The sequence below is a fragment of the Desulfacinum infernum DSM 9756 genome, from assembly GCF_900129305.1.
Taxonomy (GTDB): domain Bacteria; phylum Desulfobacterota; class Syntrophobacteria; order Syntrophobacterales; family DSM-9756; genus Desulfacinum; species Desulfacinum infernum.
Genome location: NZ_FQVB01000009.1, coordinates 62,836 through 79,535 on the forward strand (window position 1 = coordinate 62,836; position 16,700 = coordinate 79,535).

The 16,700-nt window shown below is 62.9% G+C and carries 13 protein-coding genes; 5 read left to right on the top strand and 8 right to left on the bottom strand.

The window, feature by feature from the left end; genetic code table 11:
- Positions 1 to 124 precede the first annotated feature (124 nt).
- Positions 125 to 1,069, bottom strand: coding sequence for a carbamate kinase (arcC, locus tag BUB04_RS05565; RefSeq protein WP_073037756.1), 945 nt, complete (start codon positions 1,067 to 1,069; stop codon positions 125 to 127).
- On the bottom strand, positions 1,066 to 2,406 hold the full coding sequence (locus BUB04_RS05570; protein WP_073037758.1) for a cyclic 2,3-diphosphoglycerate synthase: 1,341 nt from the start codon (positions 2,404 to 2,406) through the stop codon (positions 1,066 to 1,068). The genes arcC and BUB04_RS05570 overlap by 4 nt, the downstream gene beginning before the upstream one ends.
- A 313-nt stretch (positions 2,407 to 2,719) precedes the next feature.
- On the opposite strand from BUB04_RS05570, the gene BUB04_RS05575 reads away from it, so the two are divergent.
- Both BUB04_RS05575 and BUB04_RS05580 read left to right on the top strand, forming a co-directional pair.
- Complete coding sequence (locus BUB04_RS05575) at positions 2,720 to 3,604, top strand: flavodoxin family protein (RefSeq protein ID WP_073037760.1); 885 nt, start codon at positions 2,720 to 2,722, stop codon at positions 3,602 to 3,604.
- On the top strand, positions 3,601 to 4,530 hold the full coding sequence (locus tag BUB04_RS05580) for an NAD(P)-dependent oxidoreductase (RefSeq protein ID WP_245795132.1): 930 nt from the start codon (positions 3,601 to 3,603) through the stop codon (positions 4,528 to 4,530). The genes BUB04_RS05575 and BUB04_RS05580 overlap by 4 nt, the downstream gene beginning before the upstream one ends.
- A 422-nt stretch (positions 4,531 to 4,952) precedes the next feature.
- On the opposite strand, the gene BUB04_RS05585 is transcribed toward BUB04_RS05580, so the two are convergent.
- Positions 4,953 to 7,409 (bottom strand): CHASE4 domain-containing protein, encoded by a 2,457-nt coding sequence (locus BUB04_RS05585; protein ID WP_178371915.1) that lies wholly within the window; start codon positions 7,407 to 7,409, stop codon positions 4,953 to 4,955.
- A 283-nt stretch (positions 7,410 to 7,692) separates the two neighbouring features.
- Here BUB04_RS05585 and BUB04_RS05590 point away from each other — a divergent pair, with 283 nt between their 5' ends.
- Positions 7,693 to 8,049 (top strand): hypothetical protein, encoded by a 357-nt coding sequence (locus tag BUB04_RS05590; protein ID WP_073037767.1) that lies wholly within the window; start codon positions 7,693 to 7,695, stop codon positions 8,047 to 8,049.
- A gap of 212 nt (positions 8,050 to 8,261) precedes the next feature.
- Here BUB04_RS05590 and BUB04_RS05595 read toward each other — a convergent pair whose 3' ends face one another.
- Entirely contained in the window at positions 8,262 to 9,218 is a 957-nt protein-coding gene (locus BUB04_RS05595) for a YkgJ family cysteine cluster protein (RefSeq protein ID WP_073037769.1), read from the bottom strand.
- Positions 9,219 to 9,417: 199 nt separating this feature from the next.
- On the opposite strand from BUB04_RS05595, the gene BUB04_RS05600 reads away from it, so the two are divergent.
- On the top strand, positions 9,418 to 11,175 hold the full coding sequence (locus tag BUB04_RS05600; RefSeq protein ID WP_073037770.1) for a proline--tRNA ligase: 1,758 nt from the start codon (positions 9,418 to 9,420) through the stop codon (positions 11,173 to 11,175).
- A 216-nt stretch (positions 11,176 to 11,391) separates the two neighbouring features.
- Positions 11,392 to 12,078: an MBL fold metallo-hydrolase gene (locus tag BUB04_RS05605; RefSeq protein ID WP_084076225.1), complete on the top strand. Its 687-nt coding sequence runs from the start codon at positions 11,392 to 11,394 to the stop codon at positions 12,076 to 12,078.
- 17 nt (positions 12,079 to 12,095) lie between these two features.
- Here the strand turns inward: BUB04_RS05605 and BUB04_RS05610 are convergent, their stop codons facing one another.
- From BUB04_RS05610 to BUB04_RS05625, 4 genes are all read right to left on the bottom strand, one after another.
- Positions 12,096 to 12,791 carry a PIG-L deacetylase family protein gene (locus BUB04_RS05610; RefSeq protein WP_073037772.1) on the bottom strand — a complete coding sequence of 232 codons (696 nt, stop codon included), beginning with the start codon at positions 12,789 to 12,791 and terminating at the stop codon, positions 12,096 to 12,098.
- 18 nt (positions 12,792 to 12,809) lie between these two features.
- Positions 12,810 to 14,144, bottom strand: a complete 1,335-nt coding sequence (locus BUB04_RS05615) for a glycosyltransferase (protein ID WP_178371916.1) — start codon at positions 14,142 to 14,144, stop codon at positions 12,810 to 12,812.
- Between the two features lie 44 nt (positions 14,145 to 14,188).
- Positions 14,189 to 15,148, bottom strand: coding sequence for a GNAT family N-acetyltransferase (locus BUB04_RS05620; protein WP_073037776.1), 960 nt, complete (start codon positions 15,146 to 15,148; stop codon positions 14,189 to 14,191).
- Positions 15,149 to 15,316: 168 nt separating this feature from the next.
- A complete protein-coding gene (locus tag BUB04_RS05625) occupies positions 15,317 to 16,642 on the bottom strand; it encodes a CysS/YqeB C-terminal domain-containing protein (RefSeq protein WP_073037777.1) in 1,326 nt (441 codons plus the stop codon).
- Positions 16,643 to 16,700: the final 58 nt, after the last annotated feature.

Below are 16,700 nucleotides of genomic sequence, written 5' to 3' on the forward strand. Positions count from 1 at the left end.
CGTTGTGGAACGGCCTGCTCCACCGGCCATCGCCGACCGGGCCTGCAAACGGCCTTTGGGCTCACGCCTGACTCTTCAACCGTTATCCGTTACCCGTTACCCGTCACTCATCACTCATCACTCATCACTCCGCCCAAATCCGGGTGCCCGCCCTTCCTTCCACCGCCGCTTCGATGGCGTCGATGGACGTGATGACGGCTTCTTTTCCCGTGGCCCGGACGAACTCCACGGCCGCTTCCACCTTGGGCCCCATGGACCCTTGCGGAAAATGGCCCTCCCGGGCCAGCCGTTCGGCTTCCTCGGCGGAAAGACGCTCCAAGAGCCTCTGTTCGGGCCGTCCGTAATGGACATAGGCGCCGGGGACGTCGGTGGCGATGCAGAAAAGATCCACGCCCACCTCCCGGGCCAGCCGGGCGCTGGCCAGGTCCTTGTCGATCACCGCATCCACGCCGGCGAAGCTCCGCCCTTCCCGCACCACGGGAATGCCCCCTCCGCCGCAGCAGATCACCACGAAGTCCATGGCGATGAGCCGCTGGATCTCGCGTCGTTCCACAATATGGAGCGGCTTGGGTGAAGCCACCACCCTCCGGTATCCCTTGGCCGTCTTTTTCACCGGAAAAGGCAGCTCGGGCACCACCTCTTCGGGATAGACCGGCCCGATGGGCTTGGTAGGGTTGCGGAAGGCCGGATCCTTCGGGTCCACCACCACGTAGCTGATGAGGCTCACCAGGTGCTTCTGGGTGACGATCCCCAGGTCCATGAGGGCGCTGTCCAGGGTGGATTCGATCATGTAGCCGATCTGTCCCTGGGTCTGGGCCACCAGGATTTCCAGGGGCAGCCGGGGCACGTGGGGGCAGCACTCCTGCTGCAGCAGAAGATTTCCCACCTGGGGGCCGTTTCCGTGGGTGATGAGGATCCGGTGAGACTCGCACAGCCGGGCGATCTGACTCATGGGAACGCGGAGGTTTTCGAACTGCTCCTCGATGGTTCCTTCCTGGCCCTTTCGAATGAGGGCGTTTCCGCCCAGGGCCACCAGCAGGACGGGCTTGGGAGGAGTGGACGGGCTCATGGGTTGGGCTCCGATTCGAAAAGGGACGGCAGTCGGCGCTTCAGGGCCTCTTCCAGCGAGGGACTTCCGTGATCCCGGTATTCGTAGCGCACCCGTACGGTGGGATGTTTCAGGGTGACGATGCGGGTGAGCTGGATAGGCGTGGCGAAAAGAACCAGGTCGCAGGGAACGGCGTTCAGGGTCTTTTCCAGGTCCGCGATCTGGCGCGGGCTGTAGCCCATGGCCGGAACCACGGGGCCCATGTGCGGGTAGCGTTCGTAGGTTTCCCGAAGGCTTCCCGCCGCATAGGGCTTGGGATCCACCACCTGGGCGGCGCCGAAGGTTTGGGCCGCAATCATGCCGGCTCCCGTGGGCATTTCGCCGTGGGTGAGGGTCGGGCCGTCCTCCACCACGGCCACCCTCCGTCCCCGGATCTTCTCTGGGTCCGAAACGAGCACGGGGGATTCGGCCAGGAGGATCTCCGCCTGCGGGGCGATCCGCTCGATGTTTTCCCGCACCTGCCGAATCCCTTCGGCTGGAGCCGTGTCCACCTTGTTGATCACGGCGATGTGGGCCATCCGCAGGTTCGTCTCGCCGGGATAGTAGGTGAGTTCATGGCCCGGCCGGTGGGGGTCCAGGAGCACGATGTGCACGTCGGGAAAGTAGAAGGGGGTGTCGTTATTTCCGCCGTCCCAGACGATCACGTCTGCTTCCCCTTCCGCCCGGCGAAGGATCTTTTCGTAGTCCACGCCCGCATAGACCACGATGCCCTGGTCCACCAGGGGCTCGTACTCCTCGCGCTCCTCGATGGTGCACCGGTGCCGGTCGAAATCGTCGTAGGAAGAGAACCGTTGCACCTCCTGGCGGCGGATGTCCCCGTAGGGCATGGGATGGCGAACGGCCACCACCCGCAATCCCCGGTTTCGAAGGATTTCGCACACCTTGCGGGTGGTCTGGGACTTGCCGCACCCGGTCCGCACGGCGCACACGGCCACCACGGGCTTCGCGGACCTGAGCATGGTGTAGGTGGCGCCGATCAGGATGAAGTCCGCCCCTTCCGCCATGCAGATGGACGCCTTGTGCATCACTTCCACGTGGGGCACGTCGCTGTAGGAAAAGGCCACCAGGTCGATCTTGTGGCGGCGGATGAGTTCCGCCAGTTCCTCTTCCGGGTGGATGGGGATGCCTTCCGGATAGCCCGGGCCGGCCAGTTCGGGCGGATAAAGGCGTCCTTCGATGTCGGGGATCTGGGCCGCCGTGAACGCCACCACCCGGTACCGGGGGTTGTTGCGGAAATAAACGTTGAAGTTGTGGAAGTCCCTGCCCGCCGCCCCCATGATCACCACCTTTTCCACCATGGCCGTCGCCTCCTTGCGGATGAGTTCGGATCTGCCCCATCTTAACGGCCCTGGGAAAGGGGAATCAACACGGCCCGTTTGCCCGGTCCCGCTTTTCCGGCTATGGTGGCGGAAAGGATTAGAGGATTAAGGATTAAAGGATTGAAGGATTAAGGGGGCATGCGTATGGGGTGTGGGCAGCGATACATTACCCACCCGTCACTCATCCCTCATCACTCGTCACTCATTTCACGGCTCACGGACCACGGACTACGGACCACGGACTACGGACTACGGACTACGGATTACGGATCACGAACTACGGGAGGACGCGATGAAGACGCTGTTGGGCTTGGTGGCGTCACCGAGAAAGCATGGAAATTCGGAACTTTTCATCAAGGAGCTTTTCCGCAACCTTCCGGACGGATGGCATCTCAGGATGCTTCGGCTTCCCGAACTGGACATCCGGCCGTGTATTGCCTGTTACCAGTGCCTGTTCGGGGAGATGCGCTGCGTGCAAAAGGACGATATGGAGCTTTTCCTGGGGGAACTGGCCGCGGCGGACGCGGTGGCCCTGGCCGTTCCCACCTACTTTCTGGGGGCCAACGCCAGCCTGAAGCGGGTTCTGGACCGGGGCTTGAGCTTCTACGCGCGCATGGACGATCTATGGGGGAAACCGGCGGTGGGCGTGGCCGTCGCCGGAGTGCCCGGCCTGGAAGGCTACACCAAGCTCATGGTGGACAGCTTCCTGAAGCTCATTTTGGCCGATCACCGCGGATCCGATGTGCTCTACGGGGCCCTTCCCGGGGAGATCTTCCTGGGCGAGGCCGCCAAGGCCTGCGCCCGGCGCCTGGCGTCGGCGCTCACCGACGGGGCTGCCGCTGACGTGGTGCCCCGGTGCCCCCTGTGCGGCGGAGACACCTTCCGCTTTCTGCCCCGGAACGATGAAACCCCGTCGGGGTGGCAGCGGGTCCGCTGCATGGTCTGCAGCAATGAAGGGACGATTGGCTGGGAAGGCGGTTCGCTTCGCGTGGAAACCCGGCGGGGACTTCACCCGCTCTTTCTCACCTACGAGGATGCCAAGGCCCACCTGGAATGGCTCCGCACCATGAAGGACGCCTTCCTGGCCAAGAGGAAGGAACTGAAGGAGATCACCCGGCCCTACACGGCCGTGGGCCAATGGGTTCGACCGGAAAAGACGAAACGGGAGGAAACATGATGACGCAGGCTCAGACGCAGAACCTCAAGGCATGCGATCCCCAATGGACCCGGATCGGCTGGATAGGCACGGGGGTCATGGGGGCGGCCATGTGCGCCCATCTTCTCAAGGCCGGCTATTCCGTGGCGGTCCACAACCGTACCCGGGAAAAGGCGGTGCCCCTCCTGGAACAGGGAGCCCGCTGGGTGGAGTCCCCGGCCGAAGCCGCCCGGGAAGCCCACGTGGTCCTCTCCATGGTGGGTTTTCCGGAAGACGTGTGGGAGGTGTACCTGGGGAAGGAAGGCGTCCTGCAGACCGCCCGGGAAGGCACCGTGGTGGTGGACATGACCACCACCGAACCCCATCTGGCTCAGGAAATCCACAAGTACGCCAAAACCAAGGGCGTCTATGCCGTGGATGCCCCCGTTTCGGGAGGCGATGTGGGCGCCCGGGAGGGGACCCTTTCCATCATGATCGGCGGCGATCCGGAGGCGGTGGACGTGGTTCTGCCGCTGTTTCGAATCCTGGGGAAGAATATCGTCTACCAGGGGCCCGCCGGTGCGGGGCAGCACACCAAGATGTGCAACCAGATCGTCATTGCGGGCACCATGATCGGGGTGTGCGAAAGTCTCCTCTACGGTGCCCGGGCGGGGCTGGATCTGGAAACCATGCTTCAGTCCATCAGCCGGGGAGCGGCGGCTTGCTGGACCCTGGACAACCTGGCCCCGCGCATCCTCAAGAAGAATTTCGACCCCGGCTTTTTCGTGGAGCACTTCATCAAGGACATGGGTATCGCCCTCAAGGAAGCGGAACGCATGGGCTTGTGCCTCCCCGGCCTGGCCCTGGTCCATCAGCTCTACCTGGCCGTCAAAGCCCAGGGCCACGGTAAGAAGGGGACCCACGCCCTCATGCTGGCCCTGGAGCAGCTGGCCGGGTCACGCCCCTGATGTCAGGCGTCCCGGAGACCTCTGAGGAGCCATTTTTTCATCGGGCATCTCAGGCGTGAATGCCTCGCGGGCGAGGATAAACGCCGCCCCTACCTGAAAGGTCAGTCCGCTCTTGTAAGGGCGGGCTTTATGCCCGCCCGTCGGGACTGCACCCTGAGAAAGCATCGTCCAATCCGGGCACGCTTGTAATCACGACTGGATGTTATCTGGGAAATGCGGAAATGCGACCTTGTTCCGTACGTGCGCGTGGCCAGCTTCCCGAAGGGGCGTTTCATCCTTCATTGTCACGGGCTCCCCGTGATGGGGGTTCTGGTGAAGGACAAGCGCGAATGAACGCGAACAGACGCGAATCGTTTTAATTGAAGGAGCGGCCTTGGCCGCCATTCGGATCGCCGTCAGGCTTCCTCCTGGCGGGAGTCGCTTCAGCCGTACAAGGCCTGGTGGACGGCCCGGGCCAGCTGTTCAATGGTGTAGGGCTTGGCGAGACATCCCGAGGCTCCCAGCCGAAGAATTTCTTCAATTCGTGCATGATCCGCATAACCGGTCACAACCAATGCTTTCTGGTTCGGATAGGTTTTGAGGATTTCCCGGTAAAGCTGGTCCCCTCTCATCCCGTTGCCCAGCATGAGATCCAGCAGGAGCAGGTCCGGGGCTTCCCGTCTGAGGTGTTCCAGGGCCCGGGCCCCGTCGTCCACCGAGGTGACTTGATAGCCGAGTTTTATCAAGGCCTTTTCCGCCAGAATCCGTTGATCCTCCATGTCTTCCACGATGAGGACCTTTTCCCCCCGGCCCGAAAGGGTCTCCCTATCGGTTGAGGGTTCCTCGCGGGAAGGAGGTTCCTTCTCCGGCAGGTAAAGGGAGATGACGGTTCCTCGGCCCACCTCGCTTTTCAGGTCAATGAACCCCCCCATGTCCTTTACGGCATGCCACACGATCGGCATGCCCAATCCCGACCCGCTCCGGCCCATCTTCTTCTTCGTGTAGAACGGTTCAAATATGCGCTTCAGTTCCTCACGGGGAATCCCCATCCCCTCGTCTGAAACACTGAGAACGACGTAGCGCCCCGGTCTTACGGTTTCATAACCCTTCCGGGGTTCTGTGAGCTCCACGCGGGTGGTTTGTATGGTCACGCTCCCGGAACCCTCGATGGCTTCCGCGGCATTGCGGACAAGGTTGGCCAAGGCTTTGCTGAGGTGCACGACCGACCCGATGCAATAGGCTTCCCCTATTTGCTCTTCGCGGCGGAAGCGCACGGAGGGATGGAGCCGGCGAAGACTCTTGAATTCGGCGGAGGCCATGAAGGAGTCCACCAGGTCGTTCACCTCGATGAAGTCCTCGCCCTTGACGCCTCGGCGGGCCAGGGTGAGAAGGTCCAGAACAATGATCCCCGCCTTTCGGCTTGCGTCCCGAATGGTCACGAGGGGTTCGTAAAAGGGATGTTCCCTGTCGATTTCGCTCAACAGCATGTCCGGATAGCCCACAAGAGATGTAAGTAGATTGTTTAAATCGTGGGCCACCCCGCTGGCCACAAGCCCTACGATTTCCATTTTCTTAGCCCGATCCAGCTCGGTTTCCAGTCGCTTCTGATGCCGGAGATCCATGGCCGCTTCCAGCAGGTGCGGACGTCCTCGGAAGGACAGCTTCGCAACGCTTCTCAAAACGGGAATCGGTTCCTCACCTTTGCCGGGGAGAACAGATTCCGTTTCCAGGCTCCACGAGCCTTCGTCCAGGGCGGGACACCCACCGTCGGGCGACGGACAAAACAGGGCTTGGCAGGGAATGCCGGCTGCTTCTTTGCGTGTTCGCCCGATGAGTTCAAGTGCTTTGGAATTGGCCCAACTGAGGGTTCGCGTTTCCCGATCGATCAGGAACAGGGCGACCGGGCTGCATTCCAGGATCTCTTGGATTTCCGATTCCATCCGGGTCCGCTGCTCGATGGCCTGGTCCAAAGTCTCAATGAGGCGGTCAAGGGATGCGGAAAGAAGCCCGATCTCGTCCCGTGGGCGTCTGGGATCGGAGCGGGCTTCCATCCCGCGGATCGGGCTAGCCTTCTCCACCAAGGCGAAGAGTCTGCGGAAAAGCTTGTGATCGATGGAATGCCAGAAAAGAAACCCCGCGAGAAGCACCACGATCAGCAGCGAGAACGCATAGATGGCGAGAGTTCTCCTTGCTTGTTTGTGGATGATGCGAGGGATTTGGGTTCCTATGGAGCAGACGGGTTGGTTGCACAGATCGCGAAAAATGACCCGCCCGGAGTATTCTTTATCATTCTGGTCCAAAAGCTTTCTCGCGAACTCCTGCTGTCTTGCCCCGTCGGCAGGACTGTGCAGGGAGAAGTGCAAGCGCTTGTTGGTGTTTTTGGCAACCACATCCAGGACTTGACCGTCGAGAGGACGGAGGAAGACGACCGCCCCGCGGATGGGGCCGTCCGCAGTGCTGGTGAGGATGGGACGGGAGGCGGCAAGGAAAGCGTGCTCTTCGAAGGCCAGAATGCCCCGGATGTTCCCGTTTCCGTGCTCGTGGCGGTAGAGTTCCGGATGCGATTGTATATGAGCGAGGAAGGAGTGGGACAGCATGATGCGAGTGACCGAGTCCAAGTCAACCGCATAATAGTACCGCAGCGACCCGGACGCGTCGAAGAAGAGAATCGCCTTCACATGAAGATTGGCCAAGGTCTCCGGGGTCAGGTTGGATTCCACGTAGTGGCGGTTCAGGTCTTCGATGAACGCATAGGTGTCGTCCCAGATGGCCCAGTCCCCCGTGAGCCGGCTGAGCTTGTTCAGCTCTTCCTCCATGGAGCTCTCGATGGTCCGCAGGGTGTCCTGCGCGTATTGGTGCTCTATCTTGTCCAGCTCTGCAACGAAAGTGAGCCGTGCCATGGCGAAAGCACCGCCGAGCACTGCGATCGCAACAACGAGGAGAAGGAAGAAAATTCGGCTTCTTAGCATAGGATCTCCAGTCAGAAAGAGGGAGTCGCCAGTACAATCGGTCCGCACGCCAAGAGCCTTGAAAGAAATGTTTTTCATCTTACCCGGAGGCAAGGGGGGCGAGCACAGGAGGACGCGGCCTTGATTTTTGGTGGGCTGTGCACCATCTTCTCTAAGAAGGTCCAACGCGTTCATCAATCCACTGAGTCTTTCGGAAGGCGGGAGGTGAAGGATCATGTTACGTTGCGATGCATGCGGCGCCACGGTGAACCGAGACGAACAGTATGAACATGCCGGTCAGACCTTGTGCGAGGACTGTTATCTGGATCGCATGGCCACCCCCAAGGTGTGCGATCCCTGGGCGGTTTACAGCGCCAAGAAGACGGGCGAAGGCCAGGGGGGTCTGACGGAACTCCAGGAAAAGATCCTGAAGCTCCTCAAGGAAAGAGGCCCGGTGCCGCTGGAAGAGATCGAGGCGGAACTGGGGATCGACGAGAGCGAATTCCGAGCCAACTTCGCCACGTTGCGCCATCTGGAGCTGGCCAAGGCCACCAAGGTGGGCGATAAGGTGTGTTATACGCTTTTTTCGTGAGGTTAAAGGGGAAAGGCTAAAGGTGAAAGGGCGGGGGCGGTCGCTTTTACGGGAGGCCATCGGCCATGCGTTGCAGCTTGCGCCCACTGGTTTCCCGGAAGGCCCGAAACCTGTAGGGGCGAAAGATTTTTCGCCCCTACAGCCGGGCGTTGCCTCGAAATCCGCAGAGATTCTCCTGGAATTGGCGAATTCGACGCCCATCCCAAAGGGTCCTATTGGCTCTTCTCTGTTTTTTCTGGCGGCGCGTCGGGAACCAGCACCCGGGTGCCGTCGGCTTCCGTTTCCACCCGGAATCCGAAGACCTGCACCAGGTCGGCAAAGCTCCTTCCGAAGACCAGTTCCATCTGGGAACGGGGTATGTTGAGTTTTTCCGCCACGAAGTTCCGGAAATGGTCCTCGTAGGCCAAAAGCTCCAGCACCTGGTCCACCGTTTGCCCCCGCGTTTCCTCCAGGGCCTTGAAGGCGGCGCTGAGCTTTTCGAAGGCGCATTGCCGATCGTGTTCTTCCAGAAGGTCCCACAGGATCTCCACTTCCGAAAAGATGTCCCTGCGGGTCAGGTAGGGCTGGGCGGTCAGCTCTTCCCCCGGCTTGGGATCCCAGCAGGCCTGAGCTCGGCACTGCAGGGGCCGGTCCGCATAGATGGTGCATTCCTGGGTGTCCCCGTCCAGGAAGAGGCATTCGCGGCCGCCCGGCTTTTCCCGCAGCTTGATCCGTTCGTCCAGCAGGAAGAAGAGCTCGTCCTTGAAGGGCGAATGGACCGGCTCTCCGCGCCGAAGCGTGTAAAGGGCGTCCCAGGGGATCTTCCCCTCCCGCAGCAGGCTTAAATCTTCCACGTGCAGGGTGGGGCTTCCGCGGCGGCAGCACTCCCCGCACATGAGGCAGCTGGGCAGGATCTCCCGGGCGTGGGTTTCCGCCAGCTCCAACACCCGCTTCCAATCCCGCACCTTTTCCGCCCCGCACAGCCTGTGCCACTTCTGCAGGATCGTCTGAAACTCGGGATCCCGGTCCAGCTGCAGAAGCACCCGTTCCTTGGGAACGGGGTTGTCCGGGTCGTCCGTGAGTTCTTCGGCGTAGCGAAAGACGTTTTCCCGAAACTGCTCGATATTCCACAAGGCGGGCGAATGGCCTTCCCCGCCTCCCGGATGGCGCCTGGACTCTCGATCGCTCATGGTGCTCTCGTCTCCTTCATGGGGATTCTTTCGGCCGGGCTGCGACCGAAGGGCTTCTTCATAGCAGGCCGGGCCGAAGGGGCCAAGGGCTTTTCGGAAAGGGAGATTTCCGGTTGTGGCGGAGCCGCGCCCGTGGTAAGGTCTAACGCCTTAATAACTAACGAAAAGTCGATCGACAGCCAACGAGGAGGTCCGGTCCATGCGCTACAGCAGGTATTTTGTGCACACGCTCTTCGAGGTTCCCAAGGAGGCGGAAACCCCGTCCCACATCCTGCTGCTTCGGGGGTCCTACATCTATCCGGCGGCGGCGGGCATCTATTCGCTCCTTCCTCTGGGGCACCGGGTGGCGGAAAAGGTGAAGAAGATCATCCGCGAAGAGATGGACGGCATCGACGGAATGGAAGTGACCATGCCGGTGCTGAACCCCGCGGAGCTGTGGAAGGCCACCAAGCGCTACTACGACATCGGACCGGAGCTCTTCCGCATTCGCGATCGGCGAAACCGCGAATTCGTCCTGGCCATGACCCACGAGGAGATCGTCACCGACATCGCCAAGAAATTCCTGCGCTCCTACCGGGATCTTCCGGTGATGCTCTACCAGATCCAGACGAAGATCCGCGACGAAGCCCGCCCCCGCGCGGGACTCCTGCGGGTACGTGAATTCCAGATGAAGGACGCTTACAGCTTTCATCCCGACTTCGAGGACCTGGACCGCTACTACCCGCGCATCTACAACGCTTATCTTCGCGTCTTCGCCCGCTGCGGCCTCCAGGCCGTGCCCATCGAGGCGGACACGGGCATCATGGGAGGGACCGGATCCCACGAGTTCATGCTGGAATCGCCCCACGGCGAAGACCAGTTCGTGGTGTGCGCGACGTGCGGCTACCGGGCCAACACGGAAAAGGCCGTGGGTGTGAAGCCCGTCGTGGACGATCTTCCCGCGGATCCGCCGGCCATGGAACGGGTGGCCACGCCGGGGGTTAAGACCATCGCCCAGCTCATGGACTTTTTCGACACCTCCGAAGACCATTTCCTCAAGACCGTGGCCTACGAAGCGGACGGCGAGCTGGTGCTGGCCGTGGTGCGGGGAGATTTCGACGTGTCGGTCACCAAGCTGGCCAACCACCTGAAGGCGGTCCACCTGGACATGGCCTCCGAAGAGGCCCTGGAAAAGGAAGGGCTGCACGGCGGGTTCCTCTCCCCCGTGGGCCTGGATGGCAAAAAGATCCGCGTGGTGGTGGACACATCCGTGGGCGAGCGCACCCTCTACGTGGCGGGCGGAAACGACGTGGACGTGCACCTCAAAAACGTGGTGGCGGGCCGCGATTTCACCATTACGGACCGGGCCGACATCGCCGAGGTCCGCCACGGGGACGGGTGTGCCCAGTGCGGCACCGGAACCCTGGAGATCCGGCGGGGCATCGAGCTGGGCCACACGTTCAAGCTGGGCACCAAGTACACGGCCCCCGACACCATGGACGTGACCTTCCTGGACGCCGAGGGGGAAAACCGCCGGGTGGTCATGGGCTGCTACGGGATCGGTGTGGAGCGGCTCATGGCTTCCGTGGTGGAGCGCTGGCACGACGAGACGGGCATCATCTGGCCGGTGACCATCGCCCCGTTCCAGGTGGTGGTTTCCACGCTGGGCAAAAAGGCCGATGTGGACGCCACGGCCGAGGAGATCTACCGGGAGTTGGGCGAACGCTGGGAGGTGCTCTACGACGATCGGGACGAATCCCCGGGCGTGAAGCTCAAGGACGCCGATCTTCTGGGCATTCCCGTTCGGGTGGTGGTGAGCCAGCGGGGCCTCAAGCAGGGCACCTTCGAGGTGAAGGTGCGCCAAACCGGCGAGGTCCATTTCTTCCGCCGCGAAGAGCTTTCCGGGGCCCTGGAACGGATCCTCGGGGAACTTGCCCCGACCCTGGACGGCCTGCCCTTCATGGACGAGAACGTGTGAGGGACCCGGCAACCAGGGAGAAGAACGCGTTGGAGAGTGCAGGCCCAATGGGCGGGCGTAAAGCCCGCCCCTACAAGAGTCGATTGATCTATCGGGTAGGGGCGGGGTTTATCTCCGCCCGATAACTGCGCGGTAATGGAGAAGCCCAGGTGGGAAATCGCTACGTTTACGTTGATGTAGGGGCGAATCACGATTCGCCCTCGCCATGAAAGGCCCATGAAAATGGAAAAAAGTCGCGAAAACCCATCGGGAGGTGACGGCGTGGCGGCATCGGACCCGGTCTTGCTGACCATGGGGGAGATGAGGGTTTTGCGCTTCGTTCTGGGGCCTTACCAGGTGAACGCCTACGGCCTGGTCTGCCGCGAAACCGGTGAGACGCTTCTCATCGACGCGCCCCGGGGGATCCTGGCCGCCCTGGAGGATGTTCTTCCCAAGGCGGTGGTGCTCACCCACGGACACGGGGACCACACGGAGGGGCTGGCGGAACTGGTACACGCGCTGGCCGTCCCGGTCTTCTGCCATGGGGAAGACGCCCCCCGCGTTCCCGTCTCCGGCCTGAAGCCGCTTGGGGACGGCGACTCCCTTTCCGTGGGATCCCTCACCGTGCGGGTTCTCCACACTCCGGGCCACACGCCGGGGAGCCTCTGCCTTCACAGTGGAAACGTCCTCTTTTCCGGCGACACCCTTTTTCCGCGAGGCCCCGGGCACACGGACAGCCCCGCCGCTTTTCGCCGGATCCTCCAATCCCTGGAAGAAAAGATCTTCGTCCTTCCCGTGAGCACCCTGGTCCTTCCCGGCCACGGCCCGCCCACCAACGTGGGCATGGAACGGGATGCCTCCCGGGCCTTTCTGGCGCGGGGCCTTCCGGAAGATCTCTGCGGAGACGTGGACTGGGGCCGCTGAAACGGGGCTTTGGCCCCCTATTCCGGAAGCACCACGCGGTGAAATCCTTCCGCATAGGTGTAGGGCGTGCCCTCCGCCAGCCTGCGGCACCGGTCTTCCACCCACCTTCGGATGTCCGCCACGGGATGCTGGTTCCACTGGCTGGCGTGGCACTGCAGGGCGGCGATCTTGGTTTCGAACAGATCGGAGATGTCCACCCGGTGGTTGATGTCTTCCGCCGCCCAGAACCACACCTCCCGCACCTTGTGGGGTTCCAGGCCTTCGGCCAGAAGGTCCGGGTAGGCCAGATGGTCCCGGGCGTAGGGGAAGAGGGCGTCCATGACCACCTGGCCCACGATCCGATGGTCCCGGTGCCAGAGGTACCGGCGGTAGGGGTCGGAAGAGAGCACCAGCCGGGGGCGGAAGGTGCGGATCCAGCGCACCAGTTCCTTTCGGAATTCCGGGGTGTCTTCCAGACCCTGGTCCGGATGGTGCAAGAAGATCACCGGCCCCACCCCCAGGGTGTCCGCAGCGGCCCGCTGCTCCTTTTGTCGCATCCGCGCCAGCTCGGCGGGATCCATGTTCCGATCGCTGGTTCCCTTTTCTCCGTCCGTGCAGATCACGTAAGCGACCGTCTTTCCTTCCCGGGTCATTCGGGCGATGGTTCCCGCCGCCCCGAAATCGGGATCGTCGGGATGAGCGGCAATCACCAGCACGTCAACAGGTTCCATCATCGTCGGTTCCTCAGAGTCTCACTGCCATCCCACCTGGGGAAGATTTAAGCCATGTTCCGGTGCCTCGCCCGTCCACGGGACCGAGGCTTCCTCCTTCATTTCATAAAAGCAGGCCTCCAGCCTTCGGGCGGCTTCCCGCCACCGGTAGGCCACGGCTGTCGCCCGGATGCGCTCCCGGTCCGGGACGACTCCCTGCCCCGCCAGTCCCCGGCGGATGCCCCGCGCCAGGGATTCCGGAGCGTTGTCCGGTGTGAGCAGGGCGGCTCCGCTGTCTTGGGGGATCTCCCGCAGCACGCCCACGGGCGGTCCCACCACGGGAGTGCCGCAGGCCATGGCCTCCAGGATAGCCAGCCCGAAGCTCTCATAGAAGGACGAGACCACGAAGAGATCCGCGGCGTTGTAGTAGAAGGGAAGATCTTCCTGTTCCACCCGTCCGAGAAAGGAGATGCGGCAACCCGGCGCCAGCTCCTCCGCCCGATGCGTCATCTCCTGCCAGGAGGAACCGTCTTCCTCGGGATCTCCCCCCACCACCAGGAGCCGGATGGGTCGGGGGGAATTCACAAGCCCCACCGCCCGGAAGAGTCGCTCCAGGCCCTTGATCGGGTCGAACCTCCCGACGAAGAGAAGGACGGCCTCCTCGGGCTTTAAGCTTAAGCGCCGGCGGCAGGCCGGCCGGTCCAGAGGCCGGAAAAGGCGTTCGTCCACGCCACAGGGGATGACCACCGTGCGGTCCTCCGAAACCCCATACTGTTCCCGCAGGGCCTCCCGCTCCCGATTCGTGGCGGCGATCACGCGGGTGCTTTTGCGGGCCACGCGCCTTTCCGCGCACAGCCTGCAGGGAGAATCCACGCTTTTCCCCAACGCCCGTCGCTTCAGCTCACTCAGAGTGTGGAACATGGCGGCGTGGGGCGCCTGGAGCCGTTGGGAGGCCTGAAGGCCCGCCAGGGCGGAAACCCAGTAGTGGCTGAAGATCACATCGTAGGGCCGCTCGCGCAGGCCGTGGCGGAAGACGGCTTCGGCGAAACGGTCGGCGATCTTGCGGACCCGGTCCGGGTCGTTTCCATGGGCGGGGGGCGCAGGGACTCGGATGCCGCGCACGGAGCCACCCGTTCGGGAACCCTGGGCGGTCGGAGCCTGGCGGACAACCTTCGAAGGGGCCTCTTCCGGGGCCGTGGTCCCGGCAAAAATATCCACATCGTGTCCCAGGCAGGCCAGGGCTCGAGAGATCTCCCGGATATAGACGCTCATCCCGCCCGTGTCCCGGCGCCCCAGGGGCCCCGTGGGGCTCGAATGGGCGCAGATCAGAGCGATGTGCAGCCTTCCGCCGCCGCTATCCTTCTCCGAATCCCTCATCTTTCCGTTCCCGCGCATCTCCCTGTCGTGACAGCCTCGAACGTTCAGCCGAGCAGGTGGATTCGAACCCGAACCAGTTGAATTTCCCGGCCTCCCAGTCGGAACTTGTAGATTTCGTCGCCCCGGAGGAAATCGTAGCGCCTGCGTCCCAGTTCCACGGCGTCTCGGATGGTGAAGACCTTGCTCACCAGCCCCGCGCTCACGGCGCCGTAGGCCGCATCGTAGCCGTTGTTATACAGGTAGATGGTGCGGCCGTCATCAAAACAAAGGGTGGCGGCCACGGGATCGCCGTTGAGCTCCAGCACCGAAAGGCGCACCATGCCCTCCCGGCTCAGGGCGCGGCACAGCTCTTCGAAGTAGGCGCGCATGGGCGGCGTGAGAAACCCGGCCTTGTCCTTTCGGTTGCTCTTGAAAAGCTGAAAGAAGACGGGAAGGGCCCGCTCCACGTCGCCCGGATGGGTGTGGACGCGAAAGGCGGTCGCTCCGGCCTCTTGGAAACGGCGGAGTTTTCGGCGCACTTCATGGCGCTGCTTTCCGGAAAGACTTTGGAGATAGGCGTCCCAGGTGTCCGGAAGGTCCATCTCCACGGTGACGGCTATCGGCTCAACGGAAACCTCCAAACCTTGCCGGCGCGCCGTTTCGGCCAGGTGGGTGTGTACGAAGGATTCCGGGCGAACCGGCCCCAGGTCCAGGATTCCAATGCCTTCCCGCCGTGCCGCTTCCAGCAATAGCGACGCGGTCTTCATCTCTTCCCCCGGAGCCACCACGGCGTCAAAATAGTCGAACACGTCCGGATCACCGGCAAAGCGCCCCTCGTTTCCCGCCTTCATGAGGGGCAGGACGCCGCAGAGGGATTTCCCCTCCCGGGCCGAAACCGTGAAGATCTCCGCATCCGTTCCCAGGGTTTTCTTCCAGGCGTCGATCCAGGCCGGCGTCACGAACGGATTGGGCCAGCCAATGCCCAGGCTGTTTCGCTCTTTCCACAACCGCCGCAACTCGTCCAACAGTTCCGCTCTCCTTTTTCCTCTTACCGTTTGAGCCGATTCCCCCGGCCTTGTTCAAAAACGCTGGGGATGGCCGCTGTCCTCACTTATTTCCTGGGGAACGAAGCCCCGCTCCTCCAGGCCATGAGAGCCATTGGCGTTGATCGGTGTTCATTCGCGGTTTTCTTTTCACCGAAGCCGCCATCGGGGCCCGTGCGGGGTGTCTTCCACCACGATGCCGCCCGCGGCCAAGGCGCCCCGCAGAGCGTCGGCGGTCTTCCAATCCCGCCGATTTCTGAGTTCCTGCCGCAGTTCGAGCAGCCGTTCCATCACCGGAGCCAGGACGGCCGTCTTGTCCTCTTCCAACAGGGCGAGCTTCTGGGCCAAAGCCACCACCCATTCCCGGAAGATTTCACGGGCCTGGCTCACATCCCCCGGGGACAGGCCCCTTTCATGGGCCCGCCAGAGAAGCCCGTCCAGGGTCAGGAGGGCGGCGGCCGCACCGTGGGGGTTGCGGACGTCCAGGCTCTCCCGAAAGCTCGATTCCAACCGCCGAAGCCGGTCCCGGAAGGGTGCTTCCTCACGCAGTTCAGGGGGCCTTCCTTTCTCGTCGTCCCCTCGGAATTCTCCCTCCCGAGGAGCGGCACACGTGCCTTCGGCGTCCAATTCCGGTCCTTGTCGGAGAACTTCCAGCCTGAACGTGTCGCCCGATGAAAAGATGCGTTCCGTGGGCTGGGGCGACGGTCCGTAGGGCGGCCGCCGGAGCGTGAACTTCCCCACTCCGTGCACGGTCCCCCTGCCCGCTTCCAAGTCGAGCAGCACGGCCGTGTGTTCGTCGATCCCCAGCACGGTCACGTCGTCCGGGAGCATGGCCTCCAGGGCCCGGAAACGTTCCCGGCCCATGTAGCAGAAGCGGGTGTCGTGAGTGCCTCCCTCCGCGTTGTTCCAGTGCGGAACCGCCACGGCCCGGATCCCCAGGGTTCCCAGGATATCCAGGCCCGGCGCCCAGTGAAGATCTTCGCCCACCTTGTAGATTTCGTAGACGGGAAGGGTGTGCACGCCCAGCGTGAGGGCGGCGGCGCTGGCGGCCGTGAGCACTCCTCCCTTGAGCAGGCAGTTCCTGAAGATCTCCGGAACCGGCGTGCCGTCCCACTGGCGCACGGCGTAGGTGGGACTTCCCGGCCCCACCAGGATGTAGTCCGCCGCCCGGAGCCGTTGGAGCGCCTGCGTTCCTTCCGGGGTTTCCAAGGCATCCCGGGATTTGATCGACACCACCTCAAGCGGGTATCCTACGTGCCGGGAAAAGTAGTCCCGGGCGCGCCGGGAGATTTCGTCCGCGTTGAGCTGGAACCCGGCGGGCGTGTCCAGGAAGACGGCCAGAGGGCGGGGACCGCAGCGGCGCAGAAGGGCCTTATGCACCTCCACCATGGAGGAGGTCAGTTCTCCCGAGCCCATGAGGGCCAGTATTCCTTCGGCTTTCGCAAGACCCGGCCGGGGCCGGACGGATGAGGCCATGCCTTTCTTCCCTTTCCACCACGGAAAATGCGACACGAGGCAAGAACAATAGCAAATC